General features: G+C 74.1%; 23 protein-coding genes. 19 read left to right on the top strand and 4 right to left on the bottom strand.

All coding sequences use genetic code 11. The features are described 5' to 3' along the window. Positions 1-4 precede the first annotated feature (4 nt). Positions 5-484 (bottom strand): proteasome activator, encoded by a 480-nt coding sequence (locus ACNF49_RS45395; protein ID WP_357979700.1) that lies wholly within the window; start codon positions 482-484, stop codon positions 5-7. Between the two features lie 115 nt (positions 485-599). On the opposite strand from ACNF49_RS45395, the gene ACNF49_RS45390 reads away from it, so the two are divergent. The 8 genes from ACNF49_RS45390 (at position 600) to ACNF49_RS45355 (ending at position 6,996) form a co-directional block, all read left to right on the top strand. Continuing rightward, a complete protein-coding gene (locus ACNF49_RS45390; RefSeq protein WP_357979702.1) occupies positions 600-962 on the top strand; it encodes a hypothetical protein in 363 nt (120 codons plus the stop codon). A 78-nt stretch (positions 963-1,040) separates the two neighbouring features. Then, a complete protein-coding gene (locus ACNF49_RS45385) occupies positions 1,041-1,292 on the top strand; it encodes a hypothetical protein (protein ID WP_357979704.1) in 252 nt (83 codons plus the stop codon). A 127-nt stretch (positions 1,293-1,419) separates the two neighbouring features. After that, on the top strand, positions 1,420-1,953 hold the full coding sequence (locus tag ACNF49_RS45380) for a 2,4'-dihydroxyacetophenone dioxygenase family protein (protein ID WP_352324601.1): 534 nt from the start codon (positions 1,420-1,422) through the stop codon (positions 1,951-1,953). Positions 1,954-1,989: 36 nt separating this feature from the next. Then, on the top strand, positions 1,990-3,231 hold the full coding sequence (locus ACNF49_RS45375) for an MFS transporter (protein WP_357979706.1): 1,242 nt from the start codon (positions 1,990-1,992) through the stop codon (positions 3,229-3,231). After that, complete coding sequence (locus tag ACNF49_RS45370; protein WP_482941601.1) at positions 3,228-4,277, top strand: 2,3-butanediol dehydrogenase; 1,050 nt, start codon at positions 3,228-3,230, stop codon at positions 4,275-4,277. The genes ACNF49_RS45375 and ACNF49_RS45370 overlap by 4 nt, the downstream gene beginning before the upstream one ends. Further along, positions 4,274-5,008 carry an SDR family NAD(P)-dependent oxidoreductase gene (locus tag ACNF49_RS45365; protein ID WP_482941600.1) on the top strand — a complete coding sequence of 245 codons (735 nt, stop codon included), beginning with the start codon at positions 4,274-4,276 and terminating at the stop codon, positions 5,006-5,008. The genes ACNF49_RS45370 and ACNF49_RS45365 overlap by 4 nt, the downstream gene beginning before the upstream one ends. Before the next feature lie 54 nt (positions 5,009-5,062). Continuing rightward, the gene (locus ACNF49_RS45360) at positions 5,063-6,028 is read left to right on the top strand and encodes a helix-turn-helix domain-containing protein (protein ID WP_357979712.1); all 966 of its coding nucleotides are present in this window, start codon (positions 5,063-5,065) and stop codon (positions 6,026-6,028) included. A 74-nt stretch (positions 6,029-6,102) separates the two neighbouring features. Further along, the gene (locus ACNF49_RS45355) at positions 6,103-6,996 is read left to right on the top strand and encodes an IS982 family transposase (protein ID WP_482941599.1); all 894 of its coding nucleotides are present in this window, start codon (positions 6,103-6,105) and stop codon (positions 6,994-6,996) included. Between the two features lie 21 nt (positions 6,997-7,017). On the opposite strand, the gene ACNF49_RS45350 is transcribed toward ACNF49_RS45355, so the two are convergent. Next, entirely contained in the window at positions 7,018-8,487 is a 1,470-nt protein-coding gene (locus tag ACNF49_RS45350) for an IclR family transcriptional regulator domain-containing protein (protein ID WP_482941598.1), read from the bottom strand. Positions 8,488-8,602: 115 nt separating this feature from the next. On the opposite strand from ACNF49_RS45350, the gene ACNF49_RS45345 reads away from it, so the two are divergent. The 8 genes from ACNF49_RS45345 to ACNF49_RS45310 are packed head-to-tail and all read left to right on the top strand — an operon-like array spanning position 8,603 to position 16,166. Beyond that, positions 8,603-9,385, top strand: a complete 783-nt coding sequence (locus ACNF49_RS45345) for a CoA transferase subunit A (RefSeq protein WP_357979716.1) — start codon at positions 8,603-8,605, stop codon at positions 9,383-9,385. Beyond that, the gene (locus ACNF49_RS45340; RefSeq protein ID WP_482941597.1) at positions 9,382-10,011 is read left to right on the top strand and encodes a CoA transferase subunit B; all 630 of its coding nucleotides are present in this window, start codon (positions 9,382-9,384) and stop codon (positions 10,009-10,011) included. Before ACNF49_RS45345 ends, ACNF49_RS45340 begins: the two co-directional genes overlap by 4 nt. Further along, complete coding sequence (locus tag ACNF49_RS45335) at positions 10,008-11,156, top strand: thiolase family protein (protein WP_357979720.1); 1,149 nt, start codon at positions 10,008-10,010, stop codon at positions 11,154-11,156. Before ACNF49_RS45340 ends, ACNF49_RS45335 begins: the two co-directional genes overlap by 4 nt. Positions 11,157-11,161: 5 nt before the next feature. Continuing rightward, positions 11,162-11,914 carry a protocatechuate 3,4-dioxygenase subunit beta gene (pcaH, locus tag ACNF49_RS45330; RefSeq protein ID WP_352328074.1) on the top strand — a complete coding sequence of 251 codons (753 nt, stop codon included), beginning with the start codon at positions 11,162-11,164 and terminating at the stop codon, positions 11,912-11,914. Beyond that, on the top strand, positions 11,911-12,435 hold the full coding sequence (gene pcaG / locus ACNF49_RS45325; RefSeq protein ID WP_482941596.1) for a protocatechuate 3,4-dioxygenase subunit alpha: 525 nt from the start codon (positions 11,911-11,913) through the stop codon (positions 12,433-12,435). Before pcaH ends, pcaG begins: the two co-directional genes overlap by 4 nt. Beyond that, positions 12,422-13,609 carry a 3-carboxy-cis,cis-muconate cycloisomerase gene (pcaB, locus tag ACNF49_RS45320; protein ID WP_482941595.1) on the top strand — a complete coding sequence of 396 codons (1,188 nt, stop codon included), beginning with the start codon at positions 12,422-12,424 and terminating at the stop codon, positions 13,607-13,609. The genes pcaG and pcaB overlap by 14 nt, the downstream gene beginning before the upstream one ends. Before the next feature lie 2 nt (positions 13,610-13,611). Beyond that, positions 13,612-14,709 (top strand): bifunctional 3-oxoadipate enol-lactonase/4-carboxymuconolactone decarboxylase PcaDC, encoded by a 1,098-nt coding sequence (gene pcaDC / locus ACNF49_RS45315; RefSeq protein WP_482945673.1) that lies wholly within the window; start codon positions 13,612-13,614, stop codon positions 14,707-14,709. Then, positions 14,706-16,166, top strand: coding sequence for an aldehyde dehydrogenase family protein (locus ACNF49_RS45310; RefSeq protein WP_482941594.1), 1,461 nt, complete (start codon positions 14,706-14,708; stop codon positions 16,164-16,166). The genes pcaDC and ACNF49_RS45310 overlap by 4 nt, the downstream gene beginning before the upstream one ends. Before the next feature lie 49 nt (positions 16,167-16,215). On the opposite strand, the gene ACNF49_RS45305 is transcribed toward ACNF49_RS45310, so the two are convergent. Continuing rightward, positions 16,216-19,110 (bottom strand): M36 family metallopeptidase, encoded by a 2,895-nt coding sequence (locus tag ACNF49_RS45305; protein ID WP_482941593.1) that lies wholly within the window; start codon positions 19,108-19,110, stop codon positions 16,216-16,218. 171 nt (positions 19,111-19,281) lie between these two features. On the opposite strand from ACNF49_RS45305, the gene ACNF49_RS45300 reads away from it, so the two are divergent. From ACNF49_RS45300 to ACNF49_RS45290, 3 genes are read left to right on the top strand one after another with little or no spacing between them, the layout of a single operon-like run. Continuing rightward, the gene (locus ACNF49_RS45300) at positions 19,282-20,028 is read left to right on the top strand and encodes an SDR family NAD(P)-dependent oxidoreductase (RefSeq protein WP_357979730.1); all 747 of its coding nucleotides are present in this window, start codon (positions 19,282-19,284) and stop codon (positions 20,026-20,028) included. A gap of 34 nt (positions 20,029-20,062) precedes the next feature. Next, on the top strand, positions 20,063-20,410 hold the full coding sequence (locus tag ACNF49_RS45295) for an ArsR/SmtB family transcription factor (RefSeq protein WP_357979732.1): 348 nt from the start codon (positions 20,063-20,065) through the stop codon (positions 20,408-20,410). Continuing rightward, complete coding sequence (locus ACNF49_RS45290; RefSeq protein ID WP_357979733.1) at positions 20,403-20,873, top strand: SRPBCC domain-containing protein; 471 nt, start codon at positions 20,403-20,405, stop codon at positions 20,871-20,873. Before ACNF49_RS45295 ends, ACNF49_RS45290 begins: the two co-directional genes overlap by 8 nt. A gap of 4 nt (positions 20,874-20,877) precedes the next feature. On the opposite strand, the gene ACNF49_RS45285 is transcribed toward ACNF49_RS45290, so the two are convergent. Continuing rightward, positions 20,878-22,026, bottom strand: coding sequence for a hypothetical protein (locus tag ACNF49_RS45285; protein WP_482941592.1), 1,149 nt, complete (start codon positions 22,024-22,026; stop codon positions 20,878-20,880). Positions 22,027-22,038: the final 12 nt, after the last annotated feature.

The raw sequence follows: 22,038 nt of genomic DNA, 5'->3' as shown, positions 1-22,038 counted from the left end.
GTGTCTACATGTAGTTGCCCTCACCCTGGGCGCGGACGCCGTCGGGGCGGGGGAGTGCGCGGCCGGCGTGCAGGCCGAGCTGCTGCTGGCGGGCGGCGGCCTGCTGGAGCTGGAGCCCGGCCTGGATGCCCTGGAACACGCCCTCCAGCCAGCCCACGAGCTGCCCCTGCATGACCCGGATCTCCATCTCCGTCGGCGTCCCGCCGTTCGGGGTGGGCCGCAGGCGCTCCAGCTCGTCGCGCAGCTCGGGGGCGACCGCCCCGGCGACCTCCTGGATGGCCTGCTCGTAGATGCGGTGCATGCGCTCCCTGGCGCGCTCCTCCAGGTGCACCCCCTTGGCCTCCTCCAGCAGGCTGCGGGCCATCGCGCTCACGCGGAGCAGCCGGGCGGGCTCCTCGACGCTTTCGATGTCCGTCCTCACGGCATCGCGCAGGGTGTGCTCACGCTGCTCGTCCCCCGATGCTGGATGCGGCGTCGTCGTCATGTCCTCAGTCCTCGTTCACGCAGGTGAGCGGCTCGCTACCGCCAGCAACAGCCCTTCCCGGTGCCCCGCCGTTCACTCGTGGGAGCGGCCGGAATCCTGGGTAGGGGTCACCCTCATGAACCGGCGAGACGACGATCCCGAGGACGAGTTCTTCGCTCCGGTGCTGCGCGAGCCGCCGCCCCCGGACGAGATCAGCCGCTCAGGCGTGGTGAGCGACACCGGCGTGCCCGGCGTGCACGGCGGCGGCGAGGGCCACTGGCCGCAGAAGCCGCCGCCGTCGAGCGCGCTCGGCCTGCGCCTGCTGGCCGCCGCGCTGCTGCTGCTCGTCGGGGTCGTGCTGGCGGTGCTCGCGGTGCTGGCCGGACGGCCGGCGCTGGCGCTGCCGCCGGCGATCCTGGCGGTGGCCGCCGCCGCGTACCTGGTGGTGTTCGCGCGGCGGCGCGCCCGCGACGACGGCGGCCCGCCCACCTTCGGCTAGCGCGACGCCCGGGGCGACCACCTGGGGTTTCGGTCCTTCTGTGGGGGTACACGCCCGCTGAGGGGAAGAGGAGCCGTGATGTCTCTCATCGACCGTGACTGTGTACGCAGGCTGCTGGAGTCGGAGCACGCCGACGCGACGCTCGTGTTCGTCCGGGGCGACTGCGTCGTGCTGCGGGCCGCGGAGATCGACGACGCCCACCGGGGGCTGGTGATAGCCAGCCGCGAGGACGTCATGGCCCAGCTCCCCGACGGCGCCGCGACGAGCGGGCAGGCCCTCGACGACCTCGCCGTGCGGCTGGACAACGTGGTGCGCGACCTCGGCGCCTGATCGCCGGCCGGCCCGCGTCGCGGCCGCATGTCCTGAATCTGCAAGCCGCCACGTCCACCTGGGGAAAGACGGTGTCGGTCCCGCCGGGATTCACTGCCGGGAACACGACACGAAAGGGGCCGTTCAGATGCCCGACAACCCCACCGGCGAGTTCTGGAAGGACCTGCGGCCGATCGAGAACTCCTTCCGGCCGGACGCGCTGCCCGAGGTGTACCTGTCCAAGGTGGCCACGGACGACGACCGGTACTACGTGCCGTTCACCGAGACCGTCGGCTCGCGGCCGCTGTGGATCAACGTCAAGGACAACAGCTGGGCCGACATCCTGCGGGCCAAGGAGGCCGGGCTGGTCAACCGGCACTACCACCCGCACGAGGTGTTCGCGTACACGATCTCCGGCAAGTGGGGCTACCTGGAACGCCCCTGGACGGCCACCGCCGGCGACTTCGTCTACGAGGCCCCGGGCGAGGGCCACACGCTGGTCGCCTACGACAGCGGCGAGCCGATGAAGACGTTCTTCATCGTCAAGGGCCCGCTGGTCTGGCTGGACGAGAACGGCGACCCCGACGGCTTCTTCGACGTGCACGACTACATCAAGATGTGCCGCGAGCACTACGAGAAGGTCGGCATCGGCGCCGACTACGTCAACTCCCTGTTCCGCTGACCGCCGCCCCGCCGCATCCCCCGAAATGAGAGCGTCATGACCGACATCGCGGCCGCGCCGGACACCAGGGCCGCCGACCGGTACGAGAACCGCCTTCTCGTCATCCTCTTCCTGTCCTTCGGCTTCGTCTTCTTCGACCGGCAGGCGCTGTCGTTCCTGGCGCCGTACATGGACCAGGACTTCGGCCTGTCCAACGCCGAGCTGGGCACGCTGTCCGGCGTGCTCGCGCTCACCTGGGCGCTGGCCGGGATGTTCGCCGGCCGCCTGTCCGACGCGCTCGGCAGGCGCAAGCCCATCCTGGTCGTGGCCGTGGTGCTGTTCTCGCTGTTCTCGGCCTCGTCCGGGCTCATGGGCGGGTTCGCCGGGCTGCTGGCCGCCCGCGCGCTGATGGGCACGGCCGAGGGCGCCGTGCTGCCGATGGCGCAGTCGCTCATGGTCGAGGCCAGCCGGGAACGCCGCAGGGGCTTCAACATGGGCCTGCTGCAGGGCTCGTCGGCCGGGCTGCTCGGCGGCATCCTCGCGCCGCTGGTGGTGGTGTGGATCGCCGAGACCTACGACTGGCGGGTCGCCTTCTACGTCACGATCGTGCCGGGGCTCGTGATGGCCCTGCTGATCGCGAAGTTCGTCCGCGAGCGGTCGCCGCGGACGGCGGCCGAGGCGCCCGCCAAGGAGCCGAGGGTGCCGCTGGGCGAGGTGCTGAAGCTGCGCAACATCGTCGTGTGCATGCTCATCGCCTGCTGCTACCTCACCTGGTTCGTCACCATCATCACCTTCACGCCGACGTACCTGACCCAGGTGAAGGGCTTCGGGCCCGGCACGATGAGCGGCGTCATGACCTGCCTGGGCGTGGCCTGGGTGCTCTGGGGCTTCGCCACCCCGGCCATCTCCGACCGGCTGGGACGCAAGCCCGCGCTGATCGGCTTCACCGCGCTCGCGGTGTTCTGCCCGCTGGCCGTGGTCTACGTCGAGAGCCCCGTGCTGCTCGGCGCGATCATGATCGTCACCTACACCGGGCTCGGCTGCTTCACGCTGTTCATGGCCACCATCCCGGCCGAGACCGTGCCGCGCGGCGCGCTGGCCACCGCGCTCGGCGTGATCATGGGCGTGGGCGAGCTGGCGGGCGGCTTCCTGGGCCCGATGGTCGCCGGTTGGGCGTCCGACCAGTGGGGGTTGCAGGCCGCGATGTTCATCGCCGCCGGCGGCGCGCTGGTCGTGGTGGGGCTCGCCTTCGCTCTGAAAGAGACGGCCCCCGCCGCGCTGCGCAGGGCGGCCGCGTGAGGGCCGCGGTCTGGCACGGGGCGAAGGACGTGCGGGTCGAGGACGTCCCCGTGCGCGAGCCCGGCCCGGGGGAGGCGGCGATCGCGGTGGCGTACTGCGGGATCTGCGGCAGCGACCTGCACGAGTACGCCGACGGCCCGCACGCCATCCCCGTGGGCGAGCCGCACCCGGAGTCCGGCGTCCGCGCGCCGATCGTGCTCGGCCACGAGTTCTGCGGCACGGTGACCGGTCTCGGCGCGGGCGTGACCGGCCTGGCCGTCGGCGACCGGGTCGCGGTGGAGCCGCACTACCGGTGCGGGAACTGCCCGCGTTGCCGGGCGGGGGAGTACAACATCTGCCGCCATTTCGGGTTCGCCGGGTTGATGGGGCACGGCGGGCTCGCCGAACGGGCGACGGTGCCCGCGTACATGCTGCACCGGCTGCCCGAGTCGGTGCCGCTGGAGCAGGCGGCGGTGTTCGAGCCCGCGGCCGTGGCCCTGCACGCGGTGCGGCGGGCCGGGATCCGCGCCGGCGACACCGTCGCGGTCCTCGGGCTCGGCCCGATCGGGCTGCTCGTGGCCCGCTTCGCGGCGCGGGCCGGCGCGGGCCGCGTGGTCGCCGCCGACCGCTCGCCCGCCCGCCTGGAGCTGGCCCGCCGCCTCGGCGTCGAGGCGGCGACGGGCGACGGGCTGGCCGAGGCGGTCGGCGGGGAGGGCGCGGACGTCGTCTTCGAGGCCGTCGGCTCGGAGGGCACGCTGCGCGCCTGCCTGGCCGCCACCAGACGCGGCGGCCGGGTGGTCTTCCTCGGGCTGACCGGCACGGTCTCCCTCGACGCCTTCGCCCTGGTCAACAACGAGCAGACGATCGTGACCAGCGTCGGCTACCGCGACGCCTACCCCGAGCTGATCCGCATCGTCGCCGAGGAGGGCGTGGACCTGGCCGCGATCGTCACCGCGACCATCCCGCTGGAGCACGTGGTGCGCGACGGGTTCGAGGCGCTGCTGCGTGGCGAGGACCAGGTCAAGGTGCTGGTGCGACCGTCTCAGGACGGGGGGCGGCTCCGGTGACCGACGGACTCGCCCCCGGGCTGTTCGCCGGGCGGCACGCGTTCGTGACCGGCGGCACCTCCGGCATCGGCGCGGCGACCGCCGTGCTCCTCGCCGAGCTGGGCGCGGCCGTGACCGCGCTCGGCCTGCCGCCCGCCGACCCGGCCGAGCTGCCCGTGCACCCGCTGGTCCGGGTGGTGGAGCACGACGTGCTCGACCGGGGCGGCCTGGCCCGCCTGCTGTCGGCCGGCGACCCGCTCGACGCGCTGGTCAACTGCGCGGGCGTCAGCCACGACCGCGAGGAGTACGACCTGGCCCGCTGGCAGCGCGTCATCGAGGTCAACCTGACCGCCACCATGGTCGCCTGCCAGGCCGCCCGCCCGGCGCTGGCCGAGCACGGCGGCGCGATCGTGAACGTCTCCTCCATGTTCGCCTTCTCCGGCAGCAGGGACCGGCCCGCCTACAGCGCCAGCAAGGGCGGCGTCTCGCAGCTCACCAAGTCGCTGGCGGCCGAGTACGCCGCCGACGGCATCAGGGTCAACGCCGTCGCCCCCGGCTTCGTGGTCACCTCGCTGGCCCGCGGCGTGCTCGACGACCCGCCGGCCCTGGCCCAGGTGCTGGCCCGCATCCCCGGCGGGCGGCTCGGCAGGCCGCGCGAGGTCGCCTCGGTGGTGGCGTTCCTGTGCTCGCCGGGCGCGTCGTACGTCACCGGGGCGGTCGTCCCCGTGGACGGAGGCTATCTGGCTGTGTGACATCTCACCTAAGCTGTGTGTCCCCTGACCGGCACGAACGCGAGGAGGGTCGCCTTGTCCGCCGTCTCCGTGATCTCCCAGGCCACGACCGAGCACGTCGAACCCGCCGAGCGCATCCACTTCTGGGAGGACTACAACCGCAGGGCGCTGGTGGGCCTGTCGTGCACGTCGTACTCCGAGCACGGCCTGCTGGCCAGGCAGACCAACATCGAGCTGGCCGGGCTGCGGCTGGCCGAGATCGCCGGGAACGCCCACGCGATCGAGCGCAGCCCGCAGACCGTCAGGTCCACGCCGAAGGACTCGGTGTTCGCGACGCTGCTGCTCAAGGGCGAGGCGGTGTTCCTGCACGAGAACGGCTGCCTGGCCGCCACGGCGGGCGAGCTGGTCGTCTACGATACGCGCCGGCCGTACCTGTTCGGCTTCTCCTCCTCGATGCGGCAGATCCTGGTGGACGTCCCGCGCGAGCTGTTCGCGCAGGCGTGCGTGGCGGGCGGGCTGCCGGGGCCGATGGTGTTCGGCAGGGGGACGGCGCGGGAGGGCGTGCTCGTGGCCGCGCTGCGCTCGATGATCGGCGGCCTGGCCGCCCTGCGGTCCGCGCCCGACCCGGCCGAGGCCGAGCGGGCCGTGCTCGGCCTGCTCAGGCAGCTCGCCGAGGAGCGTACGGGCGGGCGTCCCGGGCCGGACGCCTACCGGTCGCAGCTCATCGTCGCCGAGGACTACATCGACCGGCACCTGCACGACCCCTGCCTGGGGGCGGCGCAGGTGGCCGGGGTCATGGGCATCTCCGTGCGGCACCTGGCGCGCATCTTCGAGTCCACCGGCCGCTCGCCGGCCCGGCACATCGTGGAGCGGCGGCTGGTCCGGGCGCACGCCGAGCTGACCGGGCCGCGCGCGCTGGAGACCACGATCGCCGACGTGGCCCACCGGTGGGGCTTCTCCAGCCAGGCCCACTTCGCCCGCCTGTTCCGCGCCCGGTACGGCCTGACCCCGAGCGAGGCCCGCGCCGAGGCGACCCGGTAGGCAGGGCGCGCTAGACGAGTAAGTCCTAAGTCGTTCGGAGTGCAGGCACGACGAAGGGTGTCGAGGATCGATGTGTGACGAACGACCTCAACACCCTTCTGACCGCACTGTACGTGAAGATCGACGACTGGCTGGGCGAATCACCCCGGCCAGGACGACCACCCCGACTGACCGACGCCGAACTGCTGACCTTGGCAGTCGCCCAGGTCCTGCTCGGCGTGCACTCCCAGACCCGCTGGCTGCGCTACGTCCCCGCACACCTGCCCGGCGCCTTTCCGTACCTGCCCGGCCAGTCCGGCTACAACAAGCGCCTGCACAAGGCCCTCCCCCTGCTCAAAAGAGCGATCCGAGCCCTGGCCCGTGACACCGACCTGTGGGACGACCCGCTCTGGGTGACCGACTCCACCCCGGTCGAGTGTGGCCGTTCCCGCCCCACAGCCCGCCGTTCCGAACTGGCGGGGTGGGCCGGCTACGGCTACTGCCGCTCCCACTCACGCTGGTTCTGGGGCCTGCGCCTGCACCTGATCTGCACCCCGGCCGGACTGCCCATCACCTGGGCCCTGGCCACCCCCAACATCGACGAACGCCAGGTGCTCATGGCCGTCATCGAACACGACCCGGATCTCGTGACCGAACGCCCCGGCCTGCTCATCATCGCCGACAAGGGATACATCTCCGCCGAGCTGGACGCCTTCCTGGCCGAACGGGGGGTGCGGCTGTTACGCCCGTCCTACCGCAACCGCACACCCCGCCCCGGCGAGGAACTCCTCAAGCCCATCCGCCAGCTCATCGAGTCCGTCAACGACACCCTCAAGGGCCAACTCGACCTGGAGCTTCACGGCGCCAGAACCGCCATCGGCGTCGGCGCCCGCATCGCCCAGCGCATCCTGGCCCTGACCGCCGCCATCTGGCACAACCGCGCCACCGGCCAGCCCGTCACCCGATCCCTGATCGCCTACGACCACTGACTCGACTTAGGACTTACTCGTCTAGGGGAGCCGGCCGGTGTGCGCGAGGTCGGCCTCCATGCCCGCGGCCGTCCGCCTGAGCTCGGGCAGCACGTCGCGCAGCAGGTGGTCGCGGCTGGCCCGGCCGGCGTGCGTGGCCACGTTGACCGCGGCCACCACGTTCCCGTCCGGCCCGCGCACGGGGACGGCGATCGACCGCACGCCCTCCTCCAGCTCCTGGTCCACCAGCGCGTAACCGTCGGCGGCGGCCTGCCGCACGGCCGCGGCCAGCCTCTCCGGCGAGGTGATCGTGTGCGGGGACAGCGGCTTCGGCTCGATGGCGGCCACCCGCGCGGCGGGCAGGCCGGCCAGCAGCACCCGGCCCATGGACGTGGCGTACGCCGGGAAGCGGGTGCCGACCGTGATGTCCACGCTCATGATGCTGACCGTGGGCACCCGGGCCACGTAGAGCACGTCGTCGCCGGACAGCACCGCCACCGACGCCGACTCGCGGACGCGCGCCACCAGATCGGCCAGGTGCGGCTGGACCACCTCGCCGAACGTACGCTCCGACAGGTGGGCGTAGCCCAGTTCGAGCACCTTGGGCAGCAGCACGTGGCGGTCGCCCTCGGCGGCGGCGTAGCCGAGGCCCTCCAGGCTCAGCACCGCGCGCCGGACCGTGGCCCTGGGCAGGCCGGTCACCCTGGCGGACTCGGCCAGCGTGCAGCCGCCGCGCGCCGACCCGAGCGAGACCAGCACGGCCAGGCCGCGGGCGAGCGACTGCAGGTAGCCCATGCCCAGCTCCTCCTTGACGGCCCGCGAACCGTCGAGGCCGGCGGGCGCGCGGCGCGGCTCCCGGGGCCGGGCGGCCAGGGCCGCCAGGGCGGCCTCCATGTCCGCCACCGTCGCGCGCAGGCGGGGCAGGGCGTGCTCGCGCAGCCCCGCCACCGTGTGCCTGCTGGTGTGGCTGACCACGCTGACCGCGCAGACCGCCGTGCCGCCGGGGTCGCGTACGGGCAGCGCGACCGCGATCAGCCCCGGCTCGATGAGCTGGTCGTCCTCGGCCCACGGCGCGGTGGGGTCGAGCAGGGCCAGCCCCGCCGCGCACCGCCCGGCGGGCAGCAGGTCGCCCACGCGGAAGGCCACCGACATCGTGCGCCGCCGGGTGAACTGGCCGACGAAGCGCACGCCGTCGCCGTCGCGCACGGCCAGCGAGACCGACTCCTCCAGCTCGGCGGCCAGCCGCTCGGCCAGGGGCGACAGGCTCTCCTGGAGGCCGTCGCAGGCCAGGTAGGCCGCGCCCAGCTCCATCAGCGGCGGTGCGAGCAGCACGTCGCGGCCCTCGACCCGCAGGTGGCCGAGGTGCACGAGCGTGGCCAGCACGCGGTCGACCGTGGACCTGGCCAGCCCGGTGGCGCGTACGAGGTCGGTCGCGCGCATGGGCCGCCCGGGGTCGGCGGCCAGCACGCGCAGCACGGCCAGGCCGCGCTCCAGGGTCCCGGCCGGTTCCATCGGCGGCTCCTCATCCAGGTGGGGGCTTTGACAGGAACGCCCCGGTTACAGATACTCGAACTCATAATAGTGAACTAAAGTTCGCAGAGCGAACACCTCGGCTGAACGGAGTGTCGTGCGGAGAGACAAGGTGGTCGCGACGGCCGCGGAGGCGCTGGCCGGCGTGCGGGACGGCGCGTCGTTCGCGGTCGGCGGCTTCGGGCTCAGCGGCATCCCCAACGTGCTGATCCAGGCCCTCTACGACACCGGCGTGACCGGCATCGGCGTCGTGTCCAACAACTGCGGCGTCGACGGCGGCGGCCTCGGCATCCTGCTGTCCGCCGGGCGCATCGCCCGCGTGACCGCCTCCTACATCGGCGACAACAAGGAGTTCGCCCGGCAGTACCTCGGCGGCGACCTGGAGGTCGAGCTGACCCCGCAGGGCAGCCTGGCCGAGCGGCTGCGGGCCGGCGGCAGCGGCATCCCCGCCTTCTACACCCCGGCCGGGGTCGGCACCCCCGTCGCCGACGGCGGCCTGCCGCTGCGCCACCACCCCGACGGCACGGTCGCCGTCGCCTCGCCGCCGAAGGAGGTGCGCGAGTTCGACGGCCGGGAGTACGTCCTGGAGCACGGCATCCGCACCGACTTCGCGCTGGTCCGGGCGGCCAGGGGCGACCGCTCCGGCAACCTGGTCTTCCACCGCGCCGCCAGGAACTTCAACCCGCTGGCCGCCATGGCCGGGCGCGTCACCGTCGCCGAGGTCGAGGAGCTGGCCGAGCACATCGACCCCGACGAGGTCCACCTGCCCGGCGTGTTCGTGCAGCGCGTGCTCCCGCTCACCCCGGAGCAGGCCGCCGACAAGGGCATCGAGAGGCGTACGATCACCCCGCCTCCGGCAGGAGGGACGGTCACCGAATGAGCTGGACCCGTGACCAGATGGTCGCGCGGGCGGCGGCCGAGCTGCGCGACGGTGACTACGTCAACCTCGGCATCGGCCTGCCCACCCGCATCCCGTCGTTCCTGCCGCCGGGCGTCGACGTGGTCCTCCACTCCGAGAACGGCATCCTCGGCGTCGGCCCCTACCCCGCGCCCGCCGACGTCGACCCCGACCTGATCAACGCGGGCAAGGAGACGGTCACCGTGCTCCCCGGCGCGTCGTTCTTCGACTCCTCGTTGTCGTTCGGCATGATCCGAGGGGGCCACATCGACGTGGCCGTGCTCGGCGCGATGCAGGTCTCGGCCCGCGGCGACCTGGCCAACTGGATGGTCCCCGGCAAGCTGGTCAAGGGCATGGGCGGGGCCATGGACCTGGTGCACGGCGCGCGCAAGGTCATCGTGATCATGGAGCACAACGCCAAGGACGGCTCACCCAAGATCGTCGAGGAGTGCTCGCTGCCCCTGACGGGCAGGCGATGCGTGCACCGGATCATCACCGACCTGGGCGTCCTCGACGTCACCGACCAGGGGCTGGCCCTGGTCGAGAGCGCGCCGGGCGTGGGCCTGGACGAGCTGCGCAACCGTACCGACGCGGAGGTCATCGCATGAAGGACGTCTACATCGTCGACGCCGTCCGCACGCCGTTCGGCCGCCACGGCGGCGCGCTGGCCAAGGTGCGCCCCGACGACCTGGCCGCGCACGTCGTCGCGGCGCTGGTCGAGCGGACCGGCCAGGAGAGCGCCGACGAGGTGATCCTCGGCAACGCCAACGGCGCGGGCGAGGAGAACCGCAACGTCGCCCGGATGGCCGCGCTGCTGGCCGGGCTGCCGGTCACCACGCCCGGCGCCACCGTCAACCGGCTGTGCGGCTCGGGCATGGAGGCGGTCATCCAGGCGTACCGGGCGATCGCGGTCGGCGACGCCTCGGCGGTGATCGCGGGCGGCGTGGAGTCGATGACCCGCGCGCCCTGGGTGCTGCCCAAGCCCGACCGCGCCTTCCCGGCGGGCGGCGGGGAGCTGGTCTCCACGACGCTCGGCTGGCGGCTGGTCAACCCGAGGATGCCCGCCGAGCACACGGTCGCGCTCGGCGAGGGCGCCGAGCTGATCGCCGACAAGCACGGCATCACCCGCGCGGAGCAGGACGCGTACGCGCTGGGCAGCCACCGGAAGGCGGCCAAGGCGGCCCTCGACCGCGAGATCGTCCCGATCGCCGGCCTGACCAGGGACGAGGGCATCCGCGACGACACCTCGGCCGAGGCGCTGGCCCGGCTCAAGCCGGTGTTCAGAAAGGACGGCGGCACGGTCACGGCCGGCAACTCCTCCCCGCTGAACGACGGCGCGGCGGCGCTGCTGCTGACCGACGAGGAGGGGCTGCGCGGCCGCGAGCCGCTGGCCCGCCTCACCGCGAGCGCCGCGAGCGCGCTGGAGCCGCGCTACTTCGGGCTCGGCCCGGTCGAGGCCGTGCGCAAGGCGCTGGCCAAGGCGGGCAAGGGCTTCGGCGACCTGTCGACCGTCGAGCTGAACGAGGCGTTCGCCGCGCAGGTGCTCGGCTGCCTGGCCGAGCTGCCCGAGCTCGACCCCGCCCTGGTCAACCCCGACGGCGGCGCGATCGCGATCGGCCACCCGCTCGGCGCCTCCGGGGCCCGCGTCACCGGCGCCGTGGCCCACCGGCTGGCCGCGGCCGGCTCGGGCGTCGGGATCGCCTCCCTCTGCATCGGCGTCGGCCAGGGGCTGGCCGTCGTACTCGAAAGGTAGCGTCCATGTCCGAACCACTCACGCAGGCCGACATCGACCGCGAGATCGCCGCGCTGAGCGAGTCGCGCGGCGAGCGGCCCGCCGACCACCCCGCGCGCGACTACGCCCCCTACCGCAGCACCCTGCTGCGGCATCCCAAGCAGCCGCTGGTCGCGTTGAAGGACCCGGAGGCGAGCGAGCTGTCCGGCCCGGTGTTCGGCGTCACGGACGTGACCGCCCTCGACTCCGACCTGACCCGGCAGCACCTCGGCGAGCCGCTGGGCGAGCGGATCACCGTGACCGGCCGGGTGCTCGACCGCCAGGGCCGGCCCGTACGCGGCCAGCTCGTGGAGATCTGGCAGGCCAACTCCGCCGGCCGCTACCTGCACCAGCGCGACGACCACCCGGCGCCGCTCGACCCCAACTTCTCCGGCGTGGGCCGCTGCCTGACCGACGACGACGGCCGCTACCACTTCACCACGATCAAGCCCGGCCCCTACCCCTGGCGCAACCACCTCAACGCCTGGCGGCCCGCGCACATCCACTTCTCGCTGTTCGGCACGGCCTTCGCCCAGCGGCTGGTGACCCAGATGTACTTCCCCGGCGACCCGCTGTTCCCCTACGACCCGATCCTGCAGTCGGTCACCGACGACGGCGCCCGGCAGCGGCTGGTCTCCACCTACGCGCACGACCTGTCCAAGCCCGAGTGGTCGCTCGGCTACCGGTGGGACATCGTGCTCGACGGGCCCGCCGCGACCTGGATGGAGGAAGGCCGATGAACCCCACCCCCTCGCAGACGATCGGCCCGTTCTACGGCTACGCGCTGCCCTTCCCCGGCGGCGGTGAGCTGGCCACCGGCGGCATCATCGTGCACGGCCGCGTCTACGACGGCGCCGGCGACCCGATCCCCGACGCGCTGCTGGAGTTCTGGCAGGCCGACCCCACGGGCAACCTGTCCGGCGCGCCGGGCTCGCTGCGCCGCGACCCGGTCGACGGGGCGGTGATCGGCCGGCACGGCGTCGACTTCACCGGGTTCGGCCGCGTCCCCACCGACGCCGACGGCCACTGGACCCTGCGCACGGTCGAGCCGGGCAACGGGTACATCAGCGTGTGCGTGTTCGCCCGCGGCCTGCTCCACCACCTGTTCACCCGCATCTACCTGCGGCCCGACGCCTTCCTCGACTCGCTGCCGCCCGAGCGGGCGCGCACGCTGGTCGCGGTCGAGGAGCGGGAGGGCGTCCACCGCTTCGACATCCATCTTCAGGGCGAGAAGGAGACGGTCTTCCTTGACTTCGGCTGACCCCGCCGGAGGGAACCCGGGCGCGCCCTCCGTGGGCGGTCTGGGGGACTTCGGGCTGCTCGCGCCCATGCGCGGCGGGGCCGAGGCGACCGGCGACGTGGCGGTCCTGCAGGCCATGCTCGACGCGGAGGCCGCGCTCACCCGGGTGCTGGCCGCGCTCGGGCGCGCGCCGCGGGAGGCGGCCGACGCCGTGACCGCCGCGGCCCGTGCCGAGCTGTTCGACCCGGCCGGCCTGGCCGCGCGGGCCCGTTCGGGCGGCAATCCGGTCATCCCGCTGGTGGACGACCTGCGCGCGGCCGCCGGGCCGTACGGGGAGCACGTGCACGCGGGCGCGACCAGCCAGGACATCCTCGACACCGCGCTCATGCTGGTCGCCCACCGGGCGCTCGGGCCGGTCCTGGCCGACCTCGACCGGGTGGCCGCCGGGCTCGCCACGCTGGCGTGGGCCCATCGCGACACCGTCATGGCCGCCCGCACGCTCACCCAGCAGGCCGTGCCCACCACATTCGGGCTCAAGGCGGCGGGCTGGCGGAAGCTGGCCCTCGACGCCCGCGACCGCCTCCGCGCCGCCCGCGAGGCCCTTCCCGCCCAGCTCGGCGGCCCCGCCGGCACCCTCGACCGGTTCACCGCCCCTGACGCGGACGACGCGGGCGCGGCGGCGCTCGAGGTGGCCGGCCGGTTCGCCGCCGAGCTGGGGCTGGCCGCGGCCACGCTGCCCTGGCACGTGCTGCGCACCCCCGTCGCCGACCTGGCCGGGGCGCTGGCGTTCACCGCGGGCGCGCTGGGCAAGCTGGCCGCCGACGTGCTGGTGTTGTCGCGTACCGAGATCGGCGAGGTGTCCGAGGGCGTCGGCGGCGGCTCGTCGTCGATGCCGCACAAGCACAACCCCGTGCGGGCCACGATGATCGCCGCGGCGGCCCGCCAGGTGCCCGCCCAGGCCGCGGTCCTGTACGCCTCGCTCGCCGCCGAGGACGAGCGCCCGCCCGGCGCCTGGCACGCCGAATGGCAGCCGCTGCGCGAGGCGCTGCGCCTGGTCGCCGGCGCCGCCCGCGACGCCGCGGAGCTGGTCGCCGGCCTGCGGGTGCACCCCGGGCGCATGCGCGCCGCCCTGACCGTCGCCGGACCGCCCGGCGCCGCCGCCGCCCTGGTCAAGCGGGCGCTGGAGGAGAAGTGACGTTGTTGCAGCACCGGGTGGACGGCCCGGAACACGCCGAGCCGATCGTCCTCGGCCCGTCGGTCGGCACCTCGACCCGGGTGTGGGAGCCGCAGGTCGCCGCGCTGGCCCGCAGGTTCCGCGTGGTCCGCTTCGACCTGCCGGGCCACGGCGGCTCCCCGTCGCCCGGCGTGTCCACGATCGACGGCCTGGCCGGGCTCGTCCTGGACCTGGCCGACGACCTGGGCCTGGACGCCTTCCACTACGCCGGCATCTCCATCGGCGGCGCGATCGGCGCCACCCTCGCCCTGCGCCACCCCGGACGCCTGCTGTCCCTGGCGATGATCTGCTCCTCGGCCCGCTTCGGCGAGCCGGACGGCTGGCGCGAGCGCGCCGCGCTGGTCCGCGAGCGGGGCACCGCGCCGCTGCTGGAGCCCACGGCCAAGCGCTGGTTCGCCGGGCCGGGCGACCCGGCGCTGCTCGACGACCTCGCCGCCGCCGACCCCGCCGGCTACGCCGCCTGCTGCGACGCCCTGGCCGGCTACGACCTGCGCGCCGAGCTGCCCGGCATCGCCGTCCCGACGCTGGTCCTGGGCGGGCGCGACGATCCGGCCACGCCGCCCGCGCACGCCAGGGAGCTGGCCGACGGCATCCCCGGCGCGACGCTCGTGGAGGTGCCTGGAGCGGCCCACCTGGCCGGCGTCGACCAGCCGGAACGGGTCACCGCCGCGCTGCTCGCCCACCTGCCCGCCGCCCCCGGCATGCGGGTGCGCCGGGAAGTGCTCGGGGACGCCCACGTCGACCGGGCCGTCGCCCGCACCACCGCGTTCACCAGGGACTTCCAGGACCTCATCACGCGCTACGCCTGGGGGGAGATCTGGACCAGGCCCGGCCTCGACCGGCGCACCAGGAGCTGCGTCACCCTCACCGCGCTGGTCGCGCACGGGCACCTCGACGAGCTGGCCATGCACGTCCGCGCCGCCGTGCGCAACGGGCTGACGGCCGACGAGATCGGCGAGGTGCTGCTGCAGAGCGCGATCTACTGCGGGGTGCCGGCCGCCAACGCGGCCTTCGCCGTCGCCCAGCGCGTCCTTACCGAGATATCAGGGGAGTCCGCATGACCATCACCCGTGACCTGCTGATCGGCGGCAAGAACGTCCCCGCCCTGAGCGGCCGCACGACGTCCGACCTGGCCCCCTACACCGGCGAGGTGTACGCGACCGTGGCCGCCGCGGGCGTCGAGGACGTCACCTCGGCCGTGGACGCGGCGCAGGCCGCCTTCGACGGCTGGGCCGCCACCAGCCCCTTCGCCCGCCGGGCGATCTTCCTCAAGGCCGCCGACCTGCTCCAGGAGCGCGGCGAGCAGGCCGTGGCGCTGATGGCCGCCGAGGCCGGCGGCACCCGCCCGTGGGCGCTGTTCAACGTCGGGCTGGCCGCGAACATGCTGCGCGAGGCCGCCGCCGCGATCACCGCGCCGCGCGGCGAGGTGCTCACCGCGCAGGAGGAGGGCGTGCTCGGCCTGGCCGTGCGCGAGCCGCTCGGCGTGGTCGCCGCCTTCTCGCCGTGGAACGCGCCGATCATCCTCGGCGTGCGCTCGGTGGCCGCCGCCCTGGCCGCGGGCAACACCGTCGTCATGAAGCCCAGCGAGGACGCCCCCATCGCGTGCGGCCTGTTCGTCGCCGACCTGCTGCACGAGGCCGGGCTGCCCGCGGGCGTGCTCAACGTGGTCACCAACGACCCGGCCGACGCCGCCGTGGTCGCCGAGGCGCTCATCGCCGACCCCCGCGTCCGCGCGGTCAACTTCACCGGCTCCACCGAGGTCGGCCGGATCATCGGCACCCACGCCGCCCGCCACCTCAAGCCCGCCCTGCTGGAGCTGGGCGGCAAGAACGCCATCATCGTCCTGGACGACGCCGACCTCGACCACGCCGTCGACGCCGCCGCGTTCGGCGTCTACATGAACGCGGGCCAGATCTGCATGTCGGGCGACCGCGTGCTGGTGCACGAGTCGCTGGCGGAGGAGTTCGGCCGCAGGTTCGCCGACAAGGTGCGCGCGCTGCCCGCCGGCGACCCGTCCCGGCCGGAGACCGTGATCGGGCCGCTGGTCAGCGCGGACGCCGCGCGCCGGGTGGCCGGGCTGGTCGCCGACGCGGTCGCCAAGGGCGCGACGGTGCTGGCCGGAGGCGGCGAGCCCGAGGGCGCGGTGCACCCGGCCACGGTGCTGACCGATGTGCCGAAGCACGCTGGTCTGTACTACGGCGAGGCGTTCGGCCCGGTGTGCGTGGTCGGCACCTTCGCCACCGACGACGAGGCCGTGGCCCTGGCCAACGACACCGAGCACGGCCTCACCGCCGGGATCATCACCGAGAACGGCACCCACGGCCTGCGCGTGGCCCGCCGCCTGCGGACCGGCATCGTGCACGTCAACGACCAGTCCGTGGGCGACGAGCCGCAGGCGCCGTTCGGCGGGGCCGGCTCCTCCGGCTACGGCCGGTTCGGCGGCCGGTGGGGCCTGGAGGCGTTCAGCAACACCCGCTGGATCACCCTGGCGACCGAACAGGCCCACTACCCGTTCTGACCGCCCGGCCCGCCCCTGGGAGGGGCGGGTCGGCCGGCCCGCCGGCGGGTCAGTGTGCGTACGCCTGGAACTCCGCGGCCCGCACCTGCTCGCGCGCCGGGCTCGCCGTGGCGCAGTCGGTCGCGGAGGTGGGGTCGGCGTCCTGCTCGCCCGCGTAGCGCGGGTTGCCGGTGCACTGGCTGCTGACCACCCGCAGCATCAGGTGGGTGGCGCTGGTCGGCGGCACCCGGAAGGAGCGCACCAGCAGGTCCGCGCCGCGCGGCCGGGGCAGCGTGGCGTCGAACGCGTCCGCCGGGCTGGTGTAGACCTTCCTGAAGCTCGCCGGGTCGGCGCAGTTCGCGGCGCAGGCCAGCACCTCGAACGCGCGCAGCGCCGAGAACCTGTTCTGCCCGCCCGGATCGGCGGCGTCGCCGACGTCGGGCCGGAGCATCGCGCTCACCTGGACCCTGCGCACCGTGACGGGACGGTCGCCCGCCAGGTCCACGGTGACCGACCTGCCGGCCGGCGCGCCGGTGCGCGAGGCCCAGTTCGTGGCCTCGGTGTCGTCGATCAGCCGGGCCTGGTTGACGCCGTCGCCGGCGGCCGTCGCGCCCGCCGCGGACGAGGCGAGGTTGCGCGGCAGCGGCAGCGGGAGCGGCAGCTTCGCCCCGGCCACCACCGGGAACGTCAGCCGCGCGTGCCCGAACCCGGCGCCCGCCACCACGAACCGGTACGTGCCCGGCGTCATCTCGACGGTGTCGCCCAGCGGGGTGGCCGGATCGGTGTCGGCGACCGGCACCGCGCGGCCCTCGTAGTCGCCCACGTAGAGCCGCAGGGCCGCGTCCTTGGCCGCGCCGAGCGGCTTGAGCTGGAGGGAGCCGTTACGGCCCGCCGGGTCGACGAAGCTCGGCGTCGGGTCGGGGTCGTTCGGGCCGTTGCTGGCCGCGCCCTTGCCGAGGCCGTGCTCGGCGAACGCCCGCCACAGGATGTCCTGGTTCGCGCCGTCGAAGCGGATGGCGTCGGCGGCCAGGATCGCGTCACGGTGATCGACGTAGCTGACCGCGCCGGAGGCCATCAGCAGCAGGGCGTCGTACGAGAGCTGCGCCCACCGCCGGTTGCCCGGGCACCTGTCCACCGCCACCTTGCCGTCGGCGCAGTCGCGCTGCCGGGCGGGCGTGCCCTTGCCGTACCGCTTGACGAACGCCTCGCGGACGTCGAACTGGGTGGCGGTCCAGATCTCGCCGTCCGCGTGCACCTGCGCGCCGACCAGGTCGTAGGCGATGTCGCTGTAGTTCAGCGGCGACCTGGACATGTCGTAGTTGCGGATGCCGCGCGTCCGGTCGCCCGTGACGTACGGGCCGATCACGTACGGGGTCGCGCCGGAGGAGCGGAAGCCGTACTCGTCGAGGTACTCCATGGCGAACAGGTCGGAGGTGCTCTCGTTCATGGCGCCCGCCTGCGCGCCGCTCCAGCCGGCGTTCGGTCCGGCGATCATGCGGCCGGAGATGGCGTGGGTGTACTCGTGGCCGATGACCGACATGTCGTAGTCGCCGTCCACGCAGGGGGAGTAGAACGAGCCGGCGATCGGCTGCCACAGGTACATGTTGGTGATCGGGGCGACGCCGTCGGGGCCGGTGATCTGGTTGGCGTTGTCGCGTACCGACGACACGCGTGCGCCGGCCTGGGCGTTGCCCAGCTCGGGGTCGTTGCCGAGCCCGCCGCGGTCGCCGTTGTCCACCTGCATGTTCCAGGCGGACTCGGTGAAGCCGAGCCGGTAGGACCAGTCGTGCATGCGGTTGTGCATGGCGTTGAGGTTGGCGATGGCGGCCTCCAGGTCCGCCTCGCCCGGCTGGTCGAACGTCGCCGGGTCGCACTTGGCCTGGTGCCAGGTGTTGCGCCAGGGGTAGACGTAGTCGCGGTTCGGGGAGGGCGCGTTCGCGCGGGTGCCGACGGTGAACGGGTCGCCGCTCGCGCGGTTCTCGTACGTCCGGGCGGCGTTGCCCGCGCTGGTGTGGGTCGGCGTGCCGGTGGCGTGGTCCACGTCCCAGGCGCGGCCGGTCGCCGGGTCGCCGCCGGTGGCGAGGTCGCAGCCGGGCCCGGCCGCCTGGCACCAGGTCCGCCGGGTGTCGGTGGCGGAGTAGTCGCCGGGCGGGTTGACCGGGAAGGCCGCCCAGCGCGGGTTCTCCGGGTCGAAGTGGTCGACCAGGTTCTCGCGGGTGAGGATGCCGCCGCTGACCGCGTCCACGTGGGTGGTGTACGCCGCCGCCTCGCCCCTCCCGCCGCCGATCAGGACCACCTGGTACGCGCTGTGCACGCCGTCCGGCGCGGGCACGGCCACCTTCGTGACCTGCTTCGTCGTCGCCGTGGCCAGGTCCACGCCGCCGTCGCGGGCCGCGATCTCCAGGGCCCGCGCCTCGCTGATCGCGGCGGCCGGGGGCGCGGCCTGCTCGCGGGCGAGCGAGGAGGTCACGTGGCGCACCTTCCCCCGCACGACGCCGACCGCGACGAGCCCGTCCACCCCGGCCGGCAGCCCGCCGAACCGCTGGCGCAGGAGCACGGCGTGACCGGCGCCCAGGGGGTTGACCGCGACCTTCTCCAGCCCGGCGACCTCCTCGGCCGACAGGCCGAACAGCGGCTCGTTGGCGGTCAGGTAGGCGCGGGCGGCCCGTTCGGGATCCTCGCCCAGGCCCTCGGCGAGCGGCGCGGCGCCGGTGACGACGGCTGGGGTGCCGAGGGCGTTCCAGCGGATCTCCGCGCCGGCGGCCCGCGCGCCGAGCCCGGCGGGCGGCGGGACGCGGCCCTGCCGGTGGTCCAGGTCCGGTTTGCCGTGCTGCTCGGCCTGGAAGTCGTGGACGATCGGGGCCTGGCCGCCGGGTTCGCCCCGCGCGGCGCCGGTCAGGGGCAGGGCAGAGGCGGTGACCGCGAGGGCGATCACGGCGCTGCGTAACCAGGGTCTAGTGGACACGGTTCCTCCTGGGTACAGAAGACGCGCGGTTGACGCCCGTCCCGCCAGAGGTAACACCGCCCCGGAGTCCTGACAAGATCGGATAAAGCCTCCAGACCTGTCCAGTTCTTGACACCACCGCGTATTCAACCTATAGGTTGATAAACCAATGAGTTGAACAAGGAGGAAGAGATGCTTCTCCGAGAAAAGATCGCGGTGGTCCACGGCGGCGGCGGCTCGATCGGCGGCGCGGTGGCCCGCGCCTTCGCCCGCGAGGGCGCCCGCGTCTTCCTGGCCGGCCGCACCCAGGCCCCGCTCGACAAGGTCGCCGACGACATCCGTGCGGCCGGCGGCACGGCGGAGACCGCCCTCGTGGACGCGCTGGACGAGCAGGCCGTCGACGCGTTCACCGGCTCGGTGGCCGCCCGCGAGGGCCGCATCGACGTCTCGTTCAACGCCATCTCCGTCCAGGACGTGCAGCGCCCGCTGGCCGAGATCTCCGTCGAGGACTTCCTGCGGCCGATCCAGGTCGCCGCGCGCACCCAGTTCCTCACCATCAGGGCCGCGGTGCGGCACATGGCCGGTTCGGGCGTCGTCCTGCTGTTCGGCGGCGGCGGGCCGCAGACGCAGCCGGGGCTGGGCGGGTTCAAGGTGTCGCTGGACACCATGGAGGGCATCCGCCGCCAGTGGGCGTGCGAGGCCGGGAGGCAGGGCGTGCGCGTGGTCACCCTGATCACCGGCGGCGTGCCGGAGAGCATCCCCGACTCGTTCCCGGGCAAGGCCGCGCTGGAGGCGGAGCTGCGCGAGCCCACCCTGCTCGGACGGCTCGCCACCCTCGCCGACGTGGGCGACGTGGCGGCGTTCGTCGCCTCCGACCGGGCCCGGACCATGACGTCGGCGACCGTGAACGTCTCCTGCGGCGCGATCGTGGACCATTAGGGTCGGCACCGCCCAGGAAGGAACGTACCCACCGATGCCCGACGACCAGCTCAGCCTCACCTTCGCCGCCCTGGCCGACCCGACCCGGCGGGCCATCCTCGCCCGGCTGGCCGACGGCGAGGCGACGGTCAACGAGCTGGCCGAGCCCTTCGAGATGAGCCTGCAGGCCGTGTCCAAGCACCTGAAGGTGCTGGAGCGGGCCGGGCTGATCAGCCGCGGACGCGACGCGCAGTGGCGGCCGTGCCGCCTGGAGACGGAACCCCTGGAGGGCGCCTCCGCATGGATCGACCGCTACCGCGACCGCTGGACCGGCAGCTTCGACCGGCTCGACCAGGAGATCAGCAAGCTCCGGCACAGCGAGGAAGGACGTGACCATGGGTGAGACCGAATTCGTCATCGAACCCGGCCGCCAGGACATCATCATGATCCGGGCCTTCGACGCCCCCAGGGACGTCGTGTTCCGGGTCGTGACCGACCCGGCGCTGATCCCGCGCTGGTGGGGCCCCCACTGGCTGGACACCCGGGTGGACGCCATGGAGGTCGCGCCGGGCGGACGGTGGCGCTTCGTCAACACCGACGCCCGCGGCCGGGAGTACGCCTTCGGCGGCGTCTACCACGCGGTCGTGCCGCCGGAGCGGTACGTGCGCACGTGGGAGTTCGAGGGCACGCCGGGCGAGGTGGCCCTGGAGACCGTCCGGCTGGAGGAGGCCGGCGGCCGTACCCGGTACGTGGCCCGGTCGGTGCACCCGTCCGTCGAGGCGCGCGACGCCATCGTCCGCGCCGACGGGCCCAAGGGCGGCGTCCAGTCCATGGACCGCCTCGCCGAGCTGCTGAAGGCCCGCTGAGGCGCTACTTCGGGCAGGCCAGGCGACAGCCGGCGAAGCGGGCCTCGTCCGGCTCCGGGAAGCGGGACCTCGCCGCCCCGCGCAGGGCCTCGGCCATCGAGGCGCGCCAGATCGGGCCGGGGACGGTGGTGCCGTCCACGACGTCGTAGCGGCGTCCGCCGACGGTCAGGCCGGTCACCGCGTCGGCGACGGCCGCGTCCAGAACCTGCTCGCACCGGGAGGCGAGGGCGTGCAGCACCTTGCCGGAGCCGTCGCGGACCTCCTCGACCGCCCTCGGCGCGCAGCGCAGGCCGTGGGCGGCCAGCGTGGCGTAGGTGGCGGCGACGGTGACGGTGTCCGCCTCGTTGATGCCGAGCGTGAACGTCTCGTACTCCTGCAGCGGTGTCCCGTCGCGGCGGGCGAGGCCGAGCCGCTGAGCCGTGCGCACGGTCCGGCAGAGGCCGACCCGCTCCTCCAGCCGCAGGAAGAAGGGGTTCGGCACGGCGCGGGCGGCCGAACGCAGGGTGGTGAACGCGCCGCCGTCCTCGCCGCCGCGGCCGATGATCGTATGGGTGGGGTCGCCGACGTTCTCGCCCTTGCAGTTGGTGAAGGAGTTGTAGCCGGTGGCCTGGAAGGAGCGGGCGCGGGGGAAGCCGTCGTCGTAGCGGAAGCCGCCGGACAGCGCCGCCGCCAGCGTGTACGCCATCGCCGTGGAGCCCTGGGGGAGGGCGTGCGCGCCCTCGCCGCGGCTGGCCGCCAGTGCCCTGATCTCGCCGCTGCCCGGCGCCACCATCGCCTCGACGGCGACGGGCGCGTCATCCGGGCGGACCCGAGCCTCGACGGCCCGCTGCGCCGCCTGCTGCGCCCGCGGGTCGAGGGTGGTCGCCACGACCAGGCCGCTCCGGGTGAGCAGCCGCGGATCGATCGCGGTCAGCTCGTCGCGCACCCGGCGGCAGAAGGCGGGGTGGCGGCTGGCCGCGCAGTCGGGGGCGAGCTGCTCGACGACCCGGCCGCCGCCGTCGGTGATCACGCTGTCGCGCACCACCGGCGGGGCGACGGCCAATCGCTGCCTGGCCGGAGCCGGACCGGCCGTCGCGGACATCAGCAGGACGGCGCCCCAGACGGCCGCCGCCACTCCGGCGACGACGCCGACGGCGAGGAGAAGTCGCTTCATCGACGTCCTTCC

This window comes from Actinomadura sp. ATCC 39365, assembly GCF_054392275.1.
Note: the sequence above shows the minus strand (reverse complement) of the source record. Positions and strands in the feature narration are given on the sequence as shown.